17 protein-coding genes and 5 pseudogenes are annotated in these 20390 nt (G+C 64.0%); 9 read left to right on the plus strand and 13 right to left on the minus strand.

What is annotated here, in order from left to right:
• Positions 1-290 precede the first annotated feature (290 nt).
• Positions 291-842: pseudogene (locus ABIB15_RS06455) on the minus strand (SDR family NAD(P)-dependent oxidoreductase); the annotation flags it as partial.
• A 190-nt stretch (positions 843-1032) separates the two neighbouring features.
• Entirely contained in the window at positions 1033-2403 is a 1371-nt protein-coding gene (locus tag ABIB15_RS06460) for an NAD-dependent succinate-semialdehyde dehydrogenase (protein WP_354476176.1), read from the minus strand.
• Between the two features lie 228 nt (positions 2404-2631).
• Here ABIB15_RS06460 and ABIB15_RS06465 point away from each other — a divergent pair.
• From ABIB15_RS06465 to ABIB15_RS06475, 3 genes and pseudogenes are all read left to right on the plus strand, one after another.
• Positions 2632-2960: pseudogene (locus ABIB15_RS06465) on the plus strand (IS3 family transposase); the annotation flags it as partial.
• Between the two features lie 834 nt (positions 2961-3794).
• Positions 3795-3941: pseudogene (locus tag ABIB15_RS06470) on the plus strand (cation transporter); the annotation flags it as partial.
• A gap of 405 nt (positions 3942-4346) precedes the next feature.
• A complete protein-coding gene (locus tag ABIB15_RS06475) occupies positions 4347-6395 on the plus strand; it encodes a heavy metal translocating P-type ATPase (RefSeq protein WP_354476267.1) in 2049 nt (682 codons plus the stop codon).
• A gap of 459 nt (positions 6396-6854) precedes the next feature.
• Here the strand turns inward: ABIB15_RS06475 and ABIB15_RS06480 are convergent, their stop codons facing one another.
• Positions 6855-7349, minus strand: coding sequence for a DUF6326 family protein (locus tag ABIB15_RS06480; RefSeq protein ID WP_354476177.1), 495 nt, complete (start codon positions 7347-7349; stop codon positions 6855-6857).
• A 92-nt stretch (positions 7350-7441) separates the two neighbouring features.
• Between ABIB15_RS06480 and ABIB15_RS06485 the strand changes: the two genes are divergently transcribed.
• From ABIB15_RS06485 to istB, 3 genes are all read left to right on the plus strand, one after another.
• Positions 7442-8110 (plus strand): TetR/AcrR family transcriptional regulator, encoded by a 669-nt coding sequence (locus ABIB15_RS06485; protein ID WP_354476178.1) that lies wholly within the window; start codon positions 7442-7444, stop codon positions 8108-8110.
• Positions 8111-9544: 1434 nt separating this feature from the next.
• Positions 9545-10849, plus strand: coding sequence for an IS21 family transposase (gene istA / locus ABIB15_RS06490; protein WP_354476179.1), 1305 nt, complete (start codon positions 9545-9547; stop codon positions 10847-10849).
• Positions 10846-11688 (plus strand): IS21-like element helper ATPase IstB, encoded by an 843-nt coding sequence (gene istB / locus ABIB15_RS06495; protein WP_354476180.1) that lies wholly within the window; start codon positions 10846-10848, stop codon positions 11686-11688. The genes istA and istB overlap by 4 nt, the downstream gene beginning before the upstream one ends.
• Before the next feature lie 216 nt (positions 11689-11904).
• On the opposite strand, the gene ABIB15_RS06500 is transcribed toward istB, so the two are convergent.
• Positions 11905-12237 (minus strand): hypothetical protein, encoded by a 333-nt coding sequence (locus ABIB15_RS06500; protein WP_354476181.1) that lies wholly within the window; start codon positions 12235-12237, stop codon positions 11905-11907.
• On the opposite strand from ABIB15_RS06500, the pseudogene ABIB15_RS06505 reads away from it, so the two are divergent.
• A pseudogene (locus tag ABIB15_RS06505) lies at positions 12236-12736 on the plus strand (metal-dependent transcriptional regulator); the annotation flags it as partial. The gene ABIB15_RS06500 and the pseudogene ABIB15_RS06505 sit on opposite strands and share 2 nt — an antisense overlap.
• Positions 12737-12902: 166 nt before the next feature.
• Here ABIB15_RS06505 and ABIB15_RS06510 read toward each other — a convergent pair.
• From ABIB15_RS06510 to ABIB15_RS06520, 3 genes and pseudogenes are all read right to left on the minus strand, one after another.
• Positions 12903-13172, minus strand: coding sequence for a TFIIB-type zinc ribbon-containing protein (locus ABIB15_RS06510; protein ID WP_354476182.1), 270 nt, complete (start codon positions 13170-13172; stop codon positions 12903-12905).
• Positions 13169-14443, minus strand: coding sequence for a calcium:cation antiporter family protein (locus ABIB15_RS06515; protein ID WP_354476183.1), 1275 nt, complete (start codon positions 14441-14443; stop codon positions 13169-13171). The genes ABIB15_RS06510 and ABIB15_RS06515 overlap by 4 nt, the downstream gene beginning before the upstream one ends.
• Positions 14444-15267: 824 nt before the next feature.
• A pseudogene (locus ABIB15_RS06520) lies at positions 15268-15465 on the minus strand (ribulokinase); the annotation flags it as partial.
• 77 nt (positions 15466-15542) lie between these two features.
• Between ABIB15_RS06520 and ABIB15_RS06525 the strand changes: the two are divergent.
• The gene (locus tag ABIB15_RS06525) at positions 15543-16292 is read left to right on the plus strand and encodes a M56 family metallopeptidase (protein WP_354476184.1); all 750 of its coding nucleotides are present in this window, start codon (positions 15543-15545) and stop codon (positions 16290-16292) included.
• Positions 16289-16810 (plus strand): hypothetical protein, encoded by a 522-nt coding sequence (locus ABIB15_RS06530; RefSeq protein WP_354476185.1) that lies wholly within the window; start codon positions 16289-16291, stop codon positions 16808-16810. Before ABIB15_RS06525 ends, ABIB15_RS06530 begins: the two co-directional genes overlap by 4 nt.
• 125 nt (positions 16811-16935) lie before the next feature.
• Here ABIB15_RS06530 and ABIB15_RS06535 read toward each other — a convergent pair whose 3' ends face one another.
• The 6 genes from ABIB15_RS06535 to ABIB15_RS06560 form a co-directional block, all read right to left on the minus strand.
• Positions 16936-17541 (minus strand): DedA family protein, encoded by a 606-nt coding sequence (locus ABIB15_RS06535; protein ID WP_354476269.1) that lies wholly within the window; start codon positions 17539-17541, stop codon positions 16936-16938.
• Between the two features lie 125 nt (positions 17542-17666).
• A complete protein-coding gene (locus ABIB15_RS06540; RefSeq protein WP_354476186.1) occupies positions 17667-18518 on the minus strand; it encodes a metallophosphoesterase family protein in 852 nt (283 codons plus the stop codon).
• Between the two features lie 169 nt (positions 18519-18687).
• A complete protein-coding gene (locus tag ABIB15_RS06545) occupies positions 18688-19203 on the minus strand; it encodes a PepSY domain-containing protein (protein ID WP_354476187.1) in 516 nt (171 codons plus the stop codon).
• A 26-nt stretch (positions 19204-19229) separates the two neighbouring features.
• Entirely contained in the window at positions 19230-19721 is a 492-nt protein-coding gene (locus tag ABIB15_RS06550) for a sensor histidine kinase (RefSeq protein ID WP_354476188.1), read from the minus strand.
• A gap of 202 nt (positions 19722-19923) precedes the next feature.
• Positions 19924-20196, minus strand: a complete 273-nt coding sequence (locus ABIB15_RS06555; protein ID WP_354476189.1) for an ATP-binding protein — start codon at positions 20194-20196, stop codon at positions 19924-19926.
• A 65-nt stretch (positions 20197-20261) separates the two neighbouring features.
• Positions 20262-20369, minus strand: coding sequence for a winged helix-turn-helix domain-containing protein (locus ABIB15_RS06560; protein WP_354476190.1), 108 nt, complete (start codon positions 20367-20369; stop codon positions 20262-20264).
• Between the last annotated feature and the right edge of the window lie 21 nt (positions 20370-20390).

The following is a 20390-nucleotide window of genomic DNA, read 5'->3' on the forward strand; positions in this document are numbered from 1 at the left end:
CTGCGGCGACTCCCTCTAGATGCTGCGGTGGTCGCGAACAGCGAGTTCGAGCGCCTCGAGGCGGGCGCGATTGCGGCATCTACGGCCATCGGGTCGGTCAAATTGAGCTGCTGCATCGCCCGACGGCCTTCCGGTGCGGTGTTTATTTCATGCTCGCCAGCCTCCAGGGCAGCAATCAGGTCGGCGATGACGTCATCGAGCGATCGACGCTCCCACCCGAGGTCGGCACCGGCGTTCTGCGACGTCATCATCGCCGTGTCAGTCGCGCCGGGATAGACGGTCGCAACATGCACGCCGGTTCCGGTCAATTCGCGGCGAAGCGATTCGCCGAACTGCGCAAGGCCCGATTTTGTTGCCGCGTAGACCGAGTAGAACGGCATTCCGACGAGCGCAATCCCGCTGGCAACATTCAAGAGGATGCTGCCGCGTGCCTCACCGCTCTGCCGAAGGGCAGGAAGCAGGGCCCTGGTCAGCATGATCGGGGCGGTGAGATTTAGGTCGATCATTGCATGGACATCCGCATCGGAGATCAGCTCGAGCCGGCCGGCACGCACATTGCCGGCGTTGTTGACGAGAAGATCAACGGCACTCCACGACGCGACCGCCTGAGCGATCCGGTCCACTGCGCCGGGCCGGGTGAGGTCGTCGACCAGGATCTCGGTCGTTCCGCCCTCAGCTGCAACGAGCCGAGCGGTTTCCGCGAGCGTGGCAAGCTGACGGCCGACCAGCAGCAGGTGACCTCCGCGTCGACCGAATTCGAGCGCGAGGGCCCGGCCGATGCCCTGGCCGGCGCCCGTGATGATTCCGCGTCGATTGCTGAGATCACGATGATTGAGGTCCATGAGCGATCTCCCTGTGATTGCGGCGGGATGACGGCGGCCGGACTGTCCCGACCACCGCCACAATGCTCTTAAGGACAACAGGCCATCGCGAGGGAAATTCCGGGCTGGCCTCGGACTGGCTCCCGCGTCACCGGCAGCGGTGGTGCGCCGTCCGGGGCCCGCCAGCAGACGGCTGGCTCACCACTGCGCGTTACTTGAGGATGCGAATGAGCTTCTTGTTGGCGAACTCCGCGATGCCGAAGCGACCCAACTCGCGGCCAAAGCCGGACCGCTTCACACCGCCAAAGGGCAGCTCAGGGCTGTCGAGGAGCGAGCCGTTGATGAAGACCATCCCCGCCTCGATCAGATCGGCGACGCGCAGGGCCTGCTCCGCATCCGTCGTGAAGAGGTAGGAACCGAGGCCATACGGGATGTCGTTCGCCACCTGCACTGCCTCGGTCTCGCTCTCCACACGGTAGATGGCGGCGACCGGACCGAAGAACTCCTCCCGGTAGGCGTCACTCTGCGGGGATACATCGGTGAGCACCGACGGAGAGAAGAAGGCGCCGTCGCGGCGCCCGCGTACGACAACGGTCGCCCCCTGTGCTTCGGCGCGGTGGAGCTGCTCCTCGAGGGTGTCGGCCGCGCCGAGGGATGAGAGCGGGCCCAGCGTCGTGTCCGGCGAGGTGGGGTCCGCCGGAAGAGTTCCGCCGATCTTCTCCGTGAAGAGTTCAACGAATGCGTCGAACAGACCGTCGATCACGATGAATCGCTTGGCTGCGTTGCAGGCCTGGCCGGAGTTGTCGATGCGAGCGGCGACAGCGGCGTCGACGGCTTCCTCGAGGTTGTCGGTGCTGAGCAGGATGAACGGGTCTGATCCGCCCAGTTCGAGTACGACCTTCTTGAGGTTGCGGCCGGCGACCTCGGCGACCGCGGCCCCCGCACCCTCCGAACCCGTCAGCGAAACGCCGCACACGCGGGGATCCGCGATGATGTCCGCGATCTGGGCGTTCGACGCGTAGAGGTTGCGGTAGGCGCCTGCGGGGAAGCCGGCATCCGCAAAAATCTCCTCGATGGCGGCGGCGGATTCGGGGCACTGCGAGGCGTGCTTGAGCAGGATCGTGTTGCCGAGCACCAGGTTCGGACCGGCGAAGCGGGCGACCTGGTAGTACGGAAAGTTCCAGGGCATGATGCCGAGGAGTACGCCCAGTGAGGCGTTGCGCATGAACGCCGAGCCCTCACCGCCGAGCAGCTCGATCGGTTCGTCGGCGAGGAAGGCCTCGCCGTTGGTGGCGTAGTACGAGTAGATGTCGGCTGAGAAGTCGACCTCGCCGAGTGCCTGGTCGAGCGGCTTGCCCATCTCACGCACGATGAGGTCGGCCAGGTGATCCCGGCGCTCGGAGTGCAGGTCCGCGACACGCTGCATCAGTGCTGCGCGGTCGGCCACCGAGGTGCGGCGAGAGAATTCGCTGTGTGCACGGTCTGCGGCACCGATGGCGTCGGTGACCTCGGCATCCGTTGCCAGAGCAAAGGCTGGCCCGGTCGCCCCGGTAGCGGGATTCGTGACTACGTATTTGTTCATGATCTCTCCACAGGTTTCGTCGCTGGCGCCGATCGAGAATGGACCCACTACTGCCGAGACAGGGCCGAGCTCGTGTCGTTACAGTCTGCCGCAGTCGCGGCTGTGGGGAAGCCATTTTGAATCGTCCCCGGGTTTCTCGCCGCATTCTTTCTGGTGAAAGGATCAGGGGTGACCGAGAAGGAGTCGGTCGAGTTGCGGGAGGCGAGGAAACGGATCCGGCTGCTGGGCCCCGTCACGGTGACCTACCGGGTATTGAAATTCTCCAAGCACGCCTTCTACCAGTGGCTCCGAAACCCGATCGCGCAACGAGACTGGGATGATGCAGCGGCTCTGGTCCGTGTTTGCGAAGAAACGCGTCCTGAGTGGCAAGGCCGGTCCGCCCGTGCACGACGACCACGTCCAGCGGAACCCCGCCGCGGCAGGCCCGAACGAGCGGTGGTTGACCGACATCACCGACCATCGCAGCGCTTGAAGGCAAAATCTACCTCTGCGCGATCAAGGACGTGTGGTCGAACAAGATCGCGGGCTACTCGATCGACTCCTGGATAAGGGCGACAGCTACCAGGTCGCAGTGCTCCGTGAACCCTCCCACGACGGCACAGTGGCCTCGGCGGCGGTCTGAACTGAATTTATCTGGAAGTTGACGGGGAGACGCGTGCGGCTTCGCGGCGGTATCGTGAGGGTGCCAGTGCATGGGAGGTGAACGCGATCACGATTTCCGATGTCAGCCGTCTCGCCGCACCCGGCGGGCACCGAACCCGGCGAATCCTTGTCGCGCTACTCGGGGTGGGGGCCTTGCTGCTCGGCATCCTCATGATGCACTCGATCGCGAACACTCACGACGCCGCGAGCGACATTTCGCAAGCGGCAGTGTCCCACTCGGCGGGTGAGCCGCTGACTGCCGCGGCGAGCGCCGCAACGCTGGCGCCTTGGAGCGCGCTCGGAGCACTGGAATGCAGCGGACCCTGTGAGCATGACCACGTGTCTGGCCTCATGCTGTGCATGCTGGCGCTCCTCACTGTGGGCTTGTTTGCGGGCTTCTCACTTATGTCCCGTCCAACACACCGCCTCCGGCCCCTCCGTCAAGATCTCGCCCGCCCAGAATCGCGCTCGATGCATCTCGCACCTGACCTCGTACTGCTTTCGATCAGTCGGACCTGATTCGGACGCCACCTGGATCTGCCCGGTGTGCCCGTCGGAGAACCCTGCCGCACGAATCCGGTACGGCCTCCGTCCCTATCGATCTGTTCGACGTGATGATCGATGCATTGGGTGGTGCGCGCGACGCTAACGTCTCGATTCCGCTGACTTCGCCCCGAACGCCCACTCAACTACACCCGTAACTACCCTCATGCTCGTCAGTCGACACATCACGAAGGGACACATCGCCCATGAATAACAGACAATCGGTCGTACTCGAAATCTCGGGCGTTCACTGGGCGTCATCGAAGGCCATCGCGGAGTCCACCCTCCGACGTCGGCCCGGTGTAATCAGCGTGGAGGCGAATCCCGTCTCACAGACAGCGAACGTGACGTACGATCCCCACGCGACCAATGTCGGGCAATTGCGCGGATGGATCGAGGATTGCGGCTTCCATTGCGCCGGGCAATCTGTCCCGGGCCACATCTGCGATCCCATGGAGGAGCCAGCCAACCGGATGAGTGCGTTCACCGGCCCCGGTCGCGATGAGGACAACAATGGGGCGATTGACCACACGAAGCATTCTGCCGAGGTGCACACAGGACCTGGTCTGGCATTGGCGGAACCGGTCCCGGGGACGCCGTCGGAGCACCTGCATAGTGAACACGGGCACGGCGCAATAGGCGCTCAGGATTTGACCGCTCCCCCTGAGGCTGCCGGGCCAGCGCATGATCACGCCCCACGCACGGCTCAGGATATGATGGGTCACGGTGGTCATGGCGGCGCTGCGAGCATGGATGTGATGGTTCGCGATATGCGCAATCGCTTCCTCGTCGCCGCGATCCTGTCCATCCCGATCGTGTTGTGGTCCCCCATCGGTCGGGACGTGTTCGGATTCTCAGTTCCCACACCGTTTGGACTCAGGGACGACGTTTTCTCGCTCATCCTCTCGCTGCCTGTGATCTTCTACTCGGCCTGGATCTTCTTTGACGGCGCCTACCGGGCGCTCAAGGCGCGAACGCTCGACATGATGGTGCTTGTCGCAGTGGGTATCGGCGCCGGCTGGGTGTACAGCGTGGTGATCACGCTGACCGGCGGTGGCGAGGTGTTCTACGAGGCTGCGACTGTGCTCGCCGCGTTCGTGCTGCTCGGGCATTGGGTTGAGATGAGAGCCCGTGGTGGTGCGAACGATGCCATCCGCACGTTGCTGGAGCTGGCGCCACCGCGCGCGGTCGTGATCCGTGATGGTGAATCCGTCGAGGTGTCCACATCGGAGGTCGTCCCTGGCGACCTGATGCTCGTGCGTCCCGGTGCAAAGGTTCCCACTGACGGTGTCGTCGAAGACGGCGACTCGGAGATCGACGAGTCAATGGTGACCGGCGAGAGCCTCCCCGTCGTCAAGCAGCCGGGGTCCGAGGTCATCGGCGCGACCGTGAACACCACGGGCACGCTTCGGGTGCGCGCCACGAAGGTTGGCGCCGACACCGCTCTGGCGCAGATCGTCGCGCTCGTGCAGGAGGCGCAGAACTCCAAGGCGCCCGGGCAGCGCCTCGCCGACCGAGCTGCATTCTGGTTGGTGCTGGTCGCACTCATCGGCGGCACCCTCGTGTTCGTGGTGTGGCTCCTTGTTGGGGCGACATTCCAGTCGGCACTTCTCTTTGCGATCACGGTCGTGGTGATCACGTGCCCCGACGCACTCGGGCTGGCGACCCCGACCGCGATCATGGTCGGCACCGGACTCGGTGCGAAGCGGGGCGTGCTGTTCAAGAACGCATCAGCCATCGAGTCGGGGGCGAGCATCGACACGGTCGTGCTCGACAAGACAGGCACGCTCACGAGGGGCGAACCGGAGGTCACCGACTACATCCCGATCGGCTACGACAAGCTCGAGCTGCTCGCACTCGCCGCTGCAGCCGAGCGCGAGTCGGAACATCCACTTGCCAAGGCGATCGTTGCCTACGCCGAACAGCGTGGTGCACGCAAGCTCTCGGCAGAGTCGTTCCGCAATATCACCGGCCAAGGCGCCGTCTCGACGGTCGAGGGCCACCGGGTCCTGCTCGGCAACACGCGTCTGATGGATGCGGAGGGCGTCGACTCCTCAGCCGTCAGCGCGGAGCAACAGGCACTTGCGAGCACCGGCCGCACCGCCATCATCGTGGCCGTCGACGGCACGGCCGTCGGCATCATCGCTCTCGCCGATGCCGCCCGGGAGACAGCGGCAGCCGCGATCACCGCGATGCACGAGATGGGGATAGAGGTGGTGATGCTCACCGGCGACAACGCCCCGACCGCTGCGCGCATCGGGCAGCAGCTCGGTATCGACACGATCATCGCCGAGGTCCTCCCCGAGGATAAGTCGGCGAAGATCGCCGAACTGCAGAGGGCTGGCAAGAAGGTCGCGATGGTCGGCGACGGTGTGAACGACGCACCCGCACTGGCGCAGGCCGACCTCGGAATTGCGATCGGAGCCGGCACCGATGTCGCCATCGAGACCGCCGACGTCGTGCTCATGCGATCCGATCCGCTCGACGTACCCATCGCGCTCCGCATCGGAAAGGGCACGGTGCGCAAGATGCGCCAGAACCTCGGCTGGGCTATCGGGTACAACGCGGTCGCGCTGCCGATCGCTGCCGGTGTGTTCTACCCGGCATTCGGGATCATGCTCAGTCCCGAGATCGCCGCGATCTCGATGTCGGGCTCGAGCGTGATCGTGGCAGTCAACGCGCTCCTTTTGAAGCGACTTCGCCTACCCGCCGCTCCGCCCACAGGCTCGGCGGCACCCCGCCCGGGGCCCGCGACACAGTCCCGCGGCGGGACGGTCAGCGAATCGATGCCGGAAGCCAACTCATGAGCGCCACCTCGAGCGACATTCTCGGCGAAGTGCAACTGACTCGGAGTGAGATCGCAGGATGGCCGCATCACGACGACCGGTTAGCCAGGAGTTCAAGGACGGGTTGTGCCGGGCGGTGATTGCCACCTCGAAGCCGATCAAGTAAGCGGCCGCAGCCTACGCTGTCGGCGCCGAGACCTTGCGTAAGCGTCGATGCCCGACCTCGTGAAGCGCGACTTCACCGCAGATCGCCCCGGAATCAAGTTCGTCGGCGCCACGCGCTGTCCGAAATTCACGCAGCAGCCCAGTTGCCGGCAGCAGGGTCCCCCTCACGTGCGTTGTCCACCGGCCAGTGAGCCCCCGCGCGGACACCGGACCGTTCGTGAGCAGGTTCTCTGCGCTTACCGCGACTGAGCTGGTCACGGTCGGCCCGGTGTCCGCGGCGGCGGGCTTCACGCCGCAGGACTTTCCGAGGCGCGTTTACACGGACTGTCGAAGGTCGGTCGTCGCGGGACCGGCTGGGACAGCGGGGGTTCGAGGCCATGTCCAGGCGGAGCGCAGGATGAAGGCCAGGAGCAGCACCTCTAGTCCGATGGAGAGGCCGTAGAACCAGGACCAGTCCCAGGACTCCCCTACCGCGTTGAACGCCGAGACGGCGATGTAGAGCGATCCAACGACGAGGTTCGTGGCGCGGTTCACGCGGGCCGGCAGCGTCATGGAGAGCCACACCATCAGGGCCGGGATTGCTATGAGCGCGACAAAAATGGTCATCAACGTCGGGCTGATGTCGAACTCGAAGGTGACGCCGGCGCGGAGGTCGTCGATCACGCCGGGCTTGTAGAGGTGGAAGTAGTCGATGTAGATGTAAAGGAACATGAAGCTGGTCCATGCGGCGGCGAGCTTGGACTGCACCGGGATCGGCGGGTTGTCGAGCAGGTTCGGGGTGTTCGTGCCGATGGTGCTGGTTCTGGACATGGCGGACCTCTCAGGTTTTCAGATAGAACTTACGGTTGTAAGGACTGATCGCCAGCGTAGCCTTACAAGCGTAAGTGCGCAAGGATGGGGGAATGACGCCGCGCACACCGCTGAGCAGGGAGAGGATCATTGGCGCGGCAGCGGAGGTAGCCGACCGCGCGGGTGTTGCCGCCGTGAGCATGCGCAGTGTCGCGAAAGTGCTCGGCGTTGAGGCGATGTCGCTCTACCATCACGTCCCAAGCAAGGAGGCGCTGCTCGACGACCTCGCCGATTGGGTGTTCGAGAGGATCGAGCTGCCCGAGGTCGGCGACACCTGGCGCGAGGCGCTGACCGGCCGGGCACGATCGGCACGATCGGTGCTCACCGCTCACCCGTGGGCGCTCGGCATGATGGAATCGCGCCCTAACCCGGGCCCGGCGCTGCTGAAGCATCACGACCGGCTGCTTGGCGTGCTGATGATGTCAGGCTTCAGCGCCGCGCTTGCGACACATGCGTTCTCTGCGATCGACGCCTACGTGTATGGGTTCGCGCTGACCGAGTCGAGCCTGCCGTTCCAACCTGGGGACGGCGCCGAGGCGGCGTTCGCCGCCACGGTGGCGCCTGCGGCGGAGCTGTATCCACACCTCGCGCGCTCGCTCGCCGAGTTGCTGGGCGATGGCGGTTACGCGTTCGCGGACGAGTTCGACTACGGATTGGAGCTGCTGCTAGAGAGCTTGGAGCGTCGGGTCGCCGACGCGAGCCCCGCGCTGCGCGAGCGTTAGCGCCTCCGCCGCAGGACTCGCCCGACTAACGAAGCGAGCCACGGGTGCAGGACCCTATCAAGGGGAAATGCCCGATGGTGGCGACGTAACGGGCGCTTGTGAATCACGTGCGGGCTCGCTGGGTGGTTTGTGGACGCGGCAGGAGGACGACGAGAGCGTCGAGGCGCCAGTCGCAGAGCCGTATTGCAGTCCTGTGCGGATCGCACACTGATGCTCGGTCTCGTGCAGGTCACCAATAACGAGGCCAGCCAGTTCGCGCAGAGGTTTTCTACAGGTTTTCTGTAGGTGCTACACGTGCGTTAACCCTCAAAGTCCCGGAAACCTTGCGGTTTCCGGGACTTATTGTTGTCGCGGGGACAGGATTTGAACGTGCGACCTCTGGATCAATCCCTTGGTCAGCGGTTGTTCCCTGATGTCTCGGAAACCGCCGAGTTCCCTTTAGTTGTAGGGGATGCAGGCGGTTGGCCTGATCCGAGTGTAACGGGTTCACCGCGGTCGGTTACGGAAGATTGCGATGGGTAAACGGTGGGGTGGTTAGGGCGACGCCAAGAATCATAAACCGCGTGCTCCCGCGACATTGCGAATCAAATTAATGAGGACCCTTCGGCGACACCAGCCAACGCTGCCCAGTGACCCGGATACTCGGGCCGCAACTCGGCAAGCACAAGAGCATAGCGCGCACAGAATTGTCGCAGGTGGTGCTTTCTCAAGAATAGCATTTTCCAAGAGATCTTCATCATTCGTACGGGCGGCCTAATTGAAACTATGGCGGATCCGTTGACTACTTTTGAGGGTGCTCGCTAAAACATTTATCTCAATCCTATATTTGAGCATTATCCGAAGAGTTCCCTCGACGACGGATATCCGCCGTTATGTCAAGTGGTAGTTGCTCTATTTGCGGAATGTGCAATCAGGGTAAAAGCGGATAAGACTTCGGCCCCTCCCCGATTATCGGTCTGACCAGGGCTTTCTCGGACTCAGTTCCGTTCGATCGGGACTCTGCAGTGCCAACATTCTGTGGCCGATTCCGCTCGCTCAATCGCACCTGATCAGGGATTTCTCCGTCGTGGATTCATAAACTGCAATCGGAATGCAAAACTTGCAATCGATGAGAAGGCGTGATTCGCCGGATGGATCAGGGAATGTCGCGCACTTTCCAGTTGCCAGCGATGCCCACAATCCTGACGCTTTGCTCGAACGCGTGCTCGACGGTTGGGCGCGTGCGCAGCGCTCAAGCGACTTCTCACCGAGCACGATTCGCACTTCGACCCCATAGATGACGGCGCTCACTGAAATTCCCCAGTTCTGCTCACTGAAATTCCCCACTCCGGGTCGCTTCCGCACATAGAAGCGGGCCCTCCTCGATGCTGATGGTCTTCGACCACACACCCGCTCGAGAAGGGCCCTACTCCTATGCTTTCAGAGGAGGACGACGTGGACATCCACGCGCTCAAACGGCAAGGGATGACGATCAGTGAGATCGCCCGCCGCACCGATCACGACCGCAAGACAATCCGTGCTTATCTGGCCGGCGAACGTACTCCGGGGGTGCGTCAACGAGCCGCGCCGGACCCGTTCGACGCCTTCATCGATTACGTCACCGCCCGGCTGAAGGAGGACCCGCATCTCTGGGCGGCGACGCTGCTGGACGAGCTCGTCCCGCTGGGCTTCGAAGGGTCGTATCAGACCCTAACCCGCCAGATCCGGGACCGGAGCTTGCGTCCCGCTTGCACCGCCTGCGCGCATGTGACCAAGCGGCCTAACGCGATCATCGAGCACCCGCCGGGCGAGGAGACCCAGTTCGACTGGGTCGAGCTGCCCGACGCGCCAGCCGGCTGGGCGTTCCCGACCAAACGCGCCTACGTGCTCGTCGGCTCGCTCGCGCACTCGGGGGTTTGGCGGGCGGTGATTTCCCCGTCGATGGACCTGCCCCACCTGCTCGCGGCGATGACGGTGCTGCTGAGCCTGCTCGGTGGGGTGACGAAGTCCTGGCGGTTCGACCGAATGAGCACCGTGCTCAAGGCCGGGACGAGTGATCTGACGCCGATGTTCGCCGCGTTCTCCAAGCACCACGCCGTCACCGTCGTCGCCTGTCGGCCCCGGTCGGGCAACCGCAAGGGCGTGGTCGAGAAGAACAACCACACCGCCGCGCAACGCTGGTGGCGCAACCTCCCGGACGAGGTCACCCTCGAGCAGGCACAGCAACGCCTGACCGCGTTCTCCAGAGGCCAGGACGGCCGGCGCCGCGAGGGCCGCGATGGCTCCACGACGGCCGCTGTCATGTTCGCCGCCGAACGCCTCCAACCGTTGCCGCCGACGCTGTTCCCGGTCGTCGTGACGGAGCAGCGCACCGCAACACGGCAGGCGTTGATCGATTGGCGCGGAAACCGGTACTCGGTCCCGCCGGAACTGGCCGCGGCCCGCGTCGTCGTCCACCAGCGCCTCGGCACACCGACCATCGATATCGCCACGGTCTCTGGCGTCGTCATCGCCCGGCACACGCTCGCGGAGGCCGGCCTCGGGGTGACGATCCGCGACAGCGGACACGTCACCGCCCTCGAGAGCATCGCGATGGCCGCAGCGCCTCCCAGCCGGCCGCACCGGAAGAAGGAACGCATTCCACCGGGCACCGCGGCCCGCCGCGCCGCGATGGCGCTGACCGGCATTACCGAACCCACCACCGTGATCAGCCTGGCCGCCTACGAGACGGCCGCGAAGAACAGGAACACCCTCCGATGAACACACCACTCACCACCGCCCAGACGACCGCCACGACCGTGACCGCGGCGACACCGGCGAGCGTCTATCAGCAGCTGCGCGGCCACCTTACCGAGCTCAAGCTCGCCGACGCCGCCGACGCCCTGCCCCGCGTCCTCGACCAGGCCCAAGCCGAGGGCTGGACCCTCACCCACACCCTCGAGCGGCTACTGGCGATCGAGGTCACCGCGACCGACGCCCGCCGTCTCTCCGGGCGGTTCCGCTTCGCGAACCTGCCCACCGGCGCCACCCTGGACGACTTCGACCTCGACGCCGCCTCCGGCATCGACCGGTCCCTCCTCGCCGAGCTCGGCACCTGCCGCTACCTCGAAACGGCGACCAACGTGCTGCTGATCGGACCGCCCGGGGTCGGCAAAACCCACATCGCCACCGGCCTCGGCCATGCCGCAGTGCAGGCTGGCTACCGCACCTACTTCACCTCCGCCGCCGACCTCGCCGCACGCTGCCACCGCGCCGCGATCGAGGGCAAATGGGGCACGATGATGCGATTCTTCGCCGGCCCCACGCTGCTCGTAATCGACGAGCTCGGCTACCTGCCGCTGCCCGCCGAGGCCGCGTCAGCACTGTTCCAAGTCATCAACCAGCGCTACCTGAAAACGTCGATCGTGATCACCACGAACCGGCCCGTCGGCGCCTGGGGCGAGATCCTCGGCGACACCACCGTCGCCGCCGCGATGCTCGACCGGCTCCTGCACCGATCCGTCGTCGTCACCCTCGACGGCGGCTCCTACCGACTCCGCAACCACGCCGCCCAATCCAACGAACTCCGCCGCGTGACAACCGGCACAAACTTCCGCTAACCTAACCCCGCGACCCGGGGAGCTTCGATGAGCAGGACTGGGGAATTTCGCTGAGCGCCGTCATAGACGAGTTGCAATGCGACAGCTGCCAATGAGAGTCCGGGTCGACGTGACGACGCTCACGACGAACGTCCCTAGCGGGGACGACGAGGCCGGGCGGCGAATGGCGAAGCTGGCCGCCCGCGACGAGGACCTGAGAGCACACGGCCGCTCAAGCTACCGGGTGTGCACGACGGTCGTCATCCCCAACGGCGATTGCGTGATGATAGTCGACACGCTCGAGCGAGAGGAGATCCAGCAATGACGAACCTGCAGCCGGGCGTGCTCGAAGAGCCGCCAGCAATCGAACTGTTCCTGATCCCGGATGAGGTCAGCGCTCAGTTGCGGATCAGCCGCGGTGAGCTGAAACGGCGCAGGGATGCCGGTGAAGGTCCCGCGTACTTCACGCTCGGCCACACCGTTCGTTATCTCGCCACCGATTTCGAGATTTGGCAGGCCGGACGTGCGGTCCCCCAAGTCCAACCAAGGGCCGCAGTAATCTGGAGCCATGCGAGAGACGCCTATTACCCGATTGGTGGAGGACTACCTCAAGGTGATCTGGAAGGCCAGCGAGTGGTACGACGGTGGAGTCTCCACTTCGGAACTCGCAGCCGCGATGGGTGTTTCAGCTTCCACAGCATCGAGTGCGCTCAGCAAACTCGCCCGCGACGGATTCGTGAATTGGGAACCCTACGAGCAGGCCCGTCTCAGCGACCGCGGCCGAGCAGTGGCAGTCGGGATGGTGCGAAAGCATCGCATCATCGAGACCTACCTCGTCCAGATTCACGGGTACACCTGGGATGAAGTGCATGACGAGGCCGAGGTGCTTGAGCACGCCATCTCAGACCGGCTCCTGAACGCCTGGGACCGAACCCTCGGCTACCCCACCCACGACCCGCACGGAGACCCCATTCCTAACGCAGACGGGGTCCTCGCGGAGACGAGCGGGGTCAGGCTTCACGACCTCACCCCTGGCAGTGCCGCACAAGTCATCCGAGTGTCAGACCACGACGCCGAACTGCTGCGCTACTTGGACGAGCTCGGCATCCGTGTCGGAGCCACGTCGAGGTCACGAACAATCGTCCGTTCGCCGACTCGACCACGGTGCGCCTGGAACGCGGAACCGTTGACCTCTCTGCCACCGTCACCAATGCCGTCTGGGTTACCCCCGGCCGCTAGCCGAACAGCTCGCCCAGCCAGTTCTCCTTGCGCCGAGGCTTCTGGCCTGCATACCCGTGATCATCATGCCGACCGTCGTAGTCAGAACGCGCCGGCCTTGCGGCTCCTGCAGCTGCTCCGGGGCCTGCAACTCCTGCAGACCGTTCGATGATCTTGTCGAGCTCGCCACGGTCCAGCCAGACCCCGCGGCATTGGGGGCAGTAGTCAATCTCGATGCCGGAGCGTTCCGACATCACCAGCGCGGTGCCGTCAATGGGGCAGTTCATGCTTTCACCTCTCGGTCGTTGTGCGTGAGTTGATCGTGGTCGACGATTTCGGGCCCAGGGCTGCGCCGGAAGGGTGCCGCAAGGGTTGGCAGGATGTCGTGCCGGTGAATCACCAACGCCACGATCGCGATGACGATGTGAATGCCGCTGAGAACGTAGCGGCCGGTTGTGTCTGTGACGAAGAACTGCACCGCAAACAGCGCCGCCAGCGCGATCGCCGACCACCGGTGGAATCGCAGCGCAACGATGATCGCCACACCCATTACCGTCTGGCTCGCGGTGAGAACAAACTCCTCGACCTGGCGGGCGTCGAGGGCAAGGTCCCCGCCGCCACCACCGAGCCAGTGGGCCACCGGAAGCGAGCCCACGAGAAGGGTCCATTGGTTGATCTTGGACGCGATCAGGATGCCGATCGCGGCAGCGCCCATGCCCCGCAACGCGAACATGACCGCGACTATGAACTCCGGCGCCTCAGATGCCAGCGGCGCCAGCCACTGCACCAGGAAGTAGCTATCGATCCCTAGGGCACTGCCGGAGTCGACAAGCGCGGTCGCGAACGGCTCAGCGGAGAAGAGGATGATCGCCGCGGAGACCACGAACATGCTGATCACCGTGACACGTCGCGCGATAGTGGGCATCCCTGCGATGTGAGCGGCTGTTCCCACGAACTTCTCGTCACCGTGGTCATGCACCCGGCTGGCCCGCCACAAATAGAGACCAAAGATTGCAATAAGGATGATCCCGAACCACATGGCGATCGTGCCCATCACCGGGATGACGAAGGCGAGCAATGCGACAATTGCTAGCACCCCGACATCCATTCGGCTGTTGCCCGGCAGCTGAAGAACTCGAGGCAATGCCTTACCGGTCGCACCTCGCTCGCGGGCGATGCGCCGAGCGACGAATAACGCGACAAAGACGATCAAGGGCCAGCCGAAGCCCAGGAGCAGCCGGTTGGAGCCGGTCATGTTGGCGGCCGCGAATTGCTTGTATGCCGGGTCCGAACCCGAGCGGAACGCGTAATACAAGTCGACCGCGTACTCCGGTAGTACAGCGATGAGCGCAAGGATCGCGATCGCCAGAGCGCCCGAGATGTCTTTCTGTGCGGCTTCAGCCGCCCACGCCAACATGAAAGATGCTGCAACGACTGCGGCACCAAAGATGAACAAATCGACTACCGGGTTGGGGGCGAACCCTGTAATGCGGAATGTGATTGCCGGTGTGGCAATCGCCAGGCACAAGATGATGCGCCTCAAAAGTGGGCCGGGCATAGCTGGTCCTTCGGTCTGGCCGTGACCCGAGGACAAGCAAAACGCGAGACCTCGGCCATGGGGATGGCCGAAGGTCTCGTTCGCTCCGAAAGAATCAGAGTGGCAGGCCGGGCACTCGTCCTGAGCGCCAGTATGTCGACCTACCGCGACGCCCGCCGATGTTGCGGACTGTGGGAACTACTCCCCTTCGATGTTTCAAGCTAAGCAGACCACCACAAGCATTTCCATGCTTACGCATGTATTTGGTTTCTCAAAATGCTGAGTTCGACGCATCAAACTTCTGCGGACACCTGGGAGGAGCTTGGGCTCACAGGTCATAGCCCATCTCTCGTGACGGATCAGGAAACACCCTGGCCTGTTCTGGGAAGAGTCCGCCCATGGTTGCGCCTGGGTTGGGTGGCTGGGGGGTATCCATTGCCGCAAGGCTCGCCGCATTAGCGGATCCCCGATAGGAGGAACGAAGGGCAAGCCGATCGACGTTCGCTGTACCTGGGTCGCCACCCGCCGACACCGCGATCCTGGCTCACGCGAGCGAAGTTGAGCGAGGAGCCCCGCCAGGCATCGTCAACGCACTCTTCCCCGCAGATCGCGCACGACTCCTTTCGACCAAGCGGTACATCCGGCGAGCTCCCCGCGGCTAGCGCGTCCGCTGTCATACGGCAGCCGGGCGTAGCGGGACTCGAAATGCGGCGGCCGGAGAAGCTCGATCTCAGTCAATAGTCGAAGCCATCGCCGCGACGCCCCACGGGCTTGGTGTGAAAACGGATAACGCGATTCACCAAAATGCTTAAATTTGGTTACCACGCTTGCCATTTCCACTACGCTACGGCGGCCTTGAGCACCTCGACGTAGTCGGCCGGCACCTGCAGCGCCCAGTCCGGAGGGAGTACCGCACCGCTCGACGCCGGAACGGTGTCCATGACCGCGTGCGGATAGTCGTGCGGGCCGGTGCGGAGCTCCGCGCCATCCGACACGCGCACCACGACGGCCCGACCGGACAGGGTGCCGAAGTCGATGCCGATGACGTACTGATCAGCTGCGCGGAAGGTCGTGGACTCATTCGTCGTGGGCCACGCTGCTGCCCCAGAATGCGGCCGCCGTGTGTCAGCGGTGCCTCGCCGCGGCCAACCCGTTCCCAGGAGCCACGATCGACACGGGCATCCCGGCCGTCCTGCTGCTGGCGCTGCCTGCGCTGCTTGCCCTGACGCTCGCGGTCGGGATTACCGACCAGATACTGCGGCGCGGGCGGCGTTCCCGCGAGGCCGCCAGCCAGCTGCTGCGCGGTGCGCAAAGGCGCCGCATGCATGGACACGACGTGTCGGTGGTCTCAGCCGAGCGGCCGTTTGCAGTCACCTTTCCCGCCCGCCACGGCGGCATTGTCGTGTCCACCGGCGCCGCGGCCGTGTTAGACCACGATGAGCTCGCCGCGGTGCTGGCCCACGAGCACGCCCACCTGAGCCAGCACCACCACGCGGTCTCGTCCCTTGTGGCCTCCGTCGGGGTATTCCTGCGGTGGGTTCCGCTGATTGCCGCGGCGGCGGACGCGTTGCCCCAGTACCTCGAGATCGCTGCCGACAACGACGCGCGCCGCGCCGCCGGCACCCCGGCGCTCGTCAGCGCGCTGATCAAGCTCGGCGAGCGCGTCCAGCCAGCCGACCAGGACCAGTCCTTCACCGAGGCGCTGCACGCAACGGGACCCGAACGCATCCGCCAGCTCGTGCGCCCCGTCGACGGCCGCGCCGGAGCCCTCCCGGCGATGATCATCGGGTCCTATCTCGTCGCGCTGGCAGTCGCCAGCGCCGCCGTCACCCTGCCCTACGCCGCAGCGGCACTGAACGGGTGCGCATGAGCGCCCCGCGCCGCCGCGACATCGCCAGACTGACCGTGGCCGGACTATTCATCGCGGCGGGGGCCCTGTTGATCGGCGCACTCACCGCGCCTCAAACGGTGGAGCACGCCTATGGGGCGGCCAAGACGTCGATCACGGGAGCGGTTGACGAGGTGCGCGAAGTGACATTTGGCGTGCTGCCGACCGTGCAACTCGGTTCCACCGGCGGCATGCCGTCGCTGGATCAGTGCGATGGCACTTTTACCGAGATGGCTTCCTACGAGCGGGAGGGAGTGCCTCCGGTCTGGGCAGCCCACAACAACTGTCTCGGTGACGTGCTTCTGCCGTGGGAGTCGGGGCAGCACATCCGACTCGAGGGTAATGGCCAGGTTTATGAAGTCATCGACATCCGGCACACGGACAAAACGTGGGCCACCACCGAGGACCTCATCGGACTCGGCGGGTCCCTGGCCCTTCAGACCTGCCTCTACGGCGAGGATCGCATCAAGTTTGTGGGCCTCGAGCCGGTCCGGTCCTGACGCGCACCTGAGACATCGTATTGCTCAGACATGAGCCCGACATCGTTGGCGACCCCGAGCAGCCGATCCATGAGCTCGGTCGCGTCCGCCAGCAGACCGCTACGCCCAGATGCCGGCGCTCTCATCTACCCCTCCTCGACGTTCCGCCCGACGTGATCTGACCCGCGGCTTCGTCGGATTCGTCTGACGATCAGCAGTGCGATCACGACGACAATGGCCGCGTAGGCCGAGTAATTGAGATATTGAGAATACTTGTCGATAAGTGCATATTGCGTGCCAAGCGCGGCACCAAGGCCGATCAGTAGGAGGTTCCAGAGGACGCTTCCGGCGACGGTGAAGACGCTGAAGGTCATCAGGTTCATTCGCTCCGCGCCCGCAGGCAGCGAGATGAGACTCCGTACGCCGGGGATGAATCGTCCGAAGAAGATCGCTGATTTGCCGTGTCTGGAGAACCATCCAGCGGCTTTCTCGAAGTCGTCTCGGTCGACAAGAGGAAGTCGTGACAACCAGCGGATGGATCGTTCCATTCCGAAGGCTGCTCCCAGATAGTAAAGGAGGACGGCACCGAGATAGGCGCCCAGCGTGCTGGTGAGGACGATCAGTGCGAAGTTCATCTGGCCCTGTTGCGAGAGAAATCCAGCCAGAGGCAAGATGATCTCGCTGGGGATCGGGGGAAAAACTGTCTCCAAGAAGGTGAACAGACCGACACCCCCTTCGCCGAAGTTGGACATTAGCTGGACTGCAAAACCGAGGATCCCAGAGAGATCTTCCGGGGAGGTGGTGGGCGATGCGATCACGGGCTTCTTTCTGAGGTTTGCAGCGACACATGGTTGGGAGTCCAGTCATGCGGGCGCTATCAGCGCTCGATCGTGAACGTATCGATGAGTGTTCCCGATTGGGTGATCGCCCGGCCGATGAGGCGCTCGTCATAGACGAGCAGATCCAGGTAGTGCAGGGTGGAGCTGCTCACCTTGGTGAAGTCTTCCCGGCCAGTGGGGCGGAGTTTCGCGCCAGCTCCCGACACGACGTAGGTCACCCCGTCTTGCGGTAGTGAGCGCTGGTAGTCGTGGTCGTGCCCGGCTAACACCAATGGGACGTCGAATTCAGCGAATAGCGGGCTCCATGCCCGCCGCACCGCCAGATCTGATCCGTGGTGCCCTGCGGAGTATGCGGGGTGATGCATCGCGACGAGCGTCCAAGTTCGATCCGGCGTAGGTTCCGCCAAGGTGTTTCGCAACCAGGCGGTCTGTGCGGGGTCTTCGACCCTGTTGGAATCGAGCACGATCAATCTGACCGACGCGATTTGCTCAACGTACCAAGGATTGTCCTGCCCCAGCGCGGCGAGGATCTGTTGTTGCTCATTGCTGCGGTAGTCGTGGTTGCCGAGTACCGGAATCAGCTCGGCCCCCGCGTCGATTATTGGTGAGAATGGTTCGGTGACTGCATCGCCGAGCAGCGCTACCTCGCCGTCCTCGTAGATCAGATCACCCAGCAGCAGCAGTGCATCGTACGGGTCATCTTGTGCTTCAAGGGCCATCCGTCGCGCGGTCGCATGTTCGGCTTCAGTTCTCGTGCCGGTGTCTCCCGCTACCGAGATTCGTGCCTCGGGATTCCCCGCTATCGGGGGCACCGTGTCGCCGGCGATCGGGGACGATGCTTCATTGTTGAACGGGGTGAAGTTGGGTGGGGACAACAAAGTGATGCTCACGATGGCAGCGACGCCAACCGCGGCGGCCGTTATCGCAGCGGACCGGATGCGCAATGTTCTCTCCCGCTGATCGAATCGAATGGGTGGTGTAGCTATACAGGGGTGAGCGGGAGTTGCCGAACCAGTGGCGGAAGCGCTGAAGGGGCGCTTCGCCACCGGTCGGGGGGGGTTAGTCGTCGTTTGTCGCGGTGTCGTCGTCAGTGTCCTGGGCGAGGACGCTTCCGTTGCCTGCGTCGACCTTCACATCGACCGAACTGCCGTCCGCGGCGGTGACCTCAACACTGTAAACGACGTACCCGTTCTCGTTGTCGAGCTCGACCGCTCCTGCTGTTCCGGGAACCGCGGCAAGGGCCGCGGCGGTGGCCTGTTCTGGAGTCGTCGTCGCCAAGGGCTGCAGACTCATCGACTCCTCAGCCTCAGACGCCTCGTTGTCCTTCCCCTCAGCTTCGGTGCCCTCGGCTTCGGTGCCCTCGGCCTCGGTGCCCTCGGCTTCGGTGTCCTGGGGAGCGGGAACGCTGCCGACATAGGTGGGGTCCTGTTCCTGGGAGCCGCCCTCCGTGGTCGAGTTGCTCCCTCCGGAAGTGGCGGGTGAGTTAGTGGAGGCCATCGCGACCCCGGCGCCGCCGAGGGCGAGTCCGCTGATGAGGATTCCTGCGGTGACGGTCCGCTTGATCGGAAATTTCATGGTCATTGCTCCTTCTAGCTTGTCGGTCACGTGGTTTCGTGACCGTGATTAGAGGCTATAAAGAGGGCGATGAGATGAGCATGAGAGAGCTCGAACCTGCGATGCCACCGTGTGCGGAGGGGAAGCCGCAACGTCACTGTGGTGCCGCGTCCGTGCTGGGAGTCGAGAGCGACCGATCCTCCGTGTGCATTCATAATCTGTTGAACGAGGGCGAGGCCCAGGCCATGGCCGGGTGTGGTTCTCGTGTCGTCGGCGCGCCAGGACCGTTCGAACGCGTGCGAGAGCTGATCGGTGGTCATTCCTATTCCGTCGTCGCGAACCTGAATGACGGCCGTCACGTCCGCGACTGTCGTGGTCACGCCGATGGCACCGGCTGGGTCGCTGAATTTGAGCGCATTGTCCACTAAGTTTCCGATCGCGCGAGAGTTGAGTTCGTCAGATCCCGAGACGGGACCTGGCGCGCCAAGGTGCGCTCTCACGATCGGGCTTCCTGTCTGAGCGCCAGTGGCATGTGGCACGACGCCGACGACGGCTGCGTTGACATCGACTGGAGCGACGCCGGAGGCGAGTTCCTCTTTCGTCTCGTCGTTAGGGACAGTCTGAGGAGATCGTCGGCGAGCCGGGTCAGCCCGTTCACCGCGTCAAGGGAGGTGGCAATGGCGACTTGGTAGTTGGTCGCCGTGCGTGAGCAGGTTAGGGCCAGCTCGAGTTCAGCTTGGATCATGCTAAGGGGGTGCGCATTTCGTGGGAGGCACCGTCGACGAATTGTTGTTGCCGCTCGAAGCTGGCCTTGATGGGCTTCAGTGCGGCGCGTGCCATCAGCCAGCTGGAGAGAGGGATGGCAACGAGCAGGCAGGCGTAGAAGAGGAGGAGCGCTGTTCGCAACAATTCAAATCCTTGCTCCGCTCCGATCACTGCTCCTTCTCCGTCGTGTTCGGCTGCATCGAAATCGAACGTTCCTTTCACGAAAATAGAGATTCCGATCGCGAACACCGCGAACCGTCCTTATTGAATGACGGCGTAGGCGACCGTGAGTCGGATCGTCGCCTGACGAAATATCACTTGTCTGCGGCAATCAGGTAGCCGTCCCCTCGGCGCGTTTGGATGATGTCCGGTTCCGCGGGAACGCCCAGTTTTTGGCGGAGGTAGCGGATGTAGCTCCGCACGACATTGCAGGTTCTCGAACA

It is taken from the genome of Marisediminicola sp. UYEF4 (assembly GCF_040546025.1).
GTDB lineage: Bacteria > Actinomycetota > Actinomycetes > Actinomycetales > Microbacteriaceae > Marisediminicola.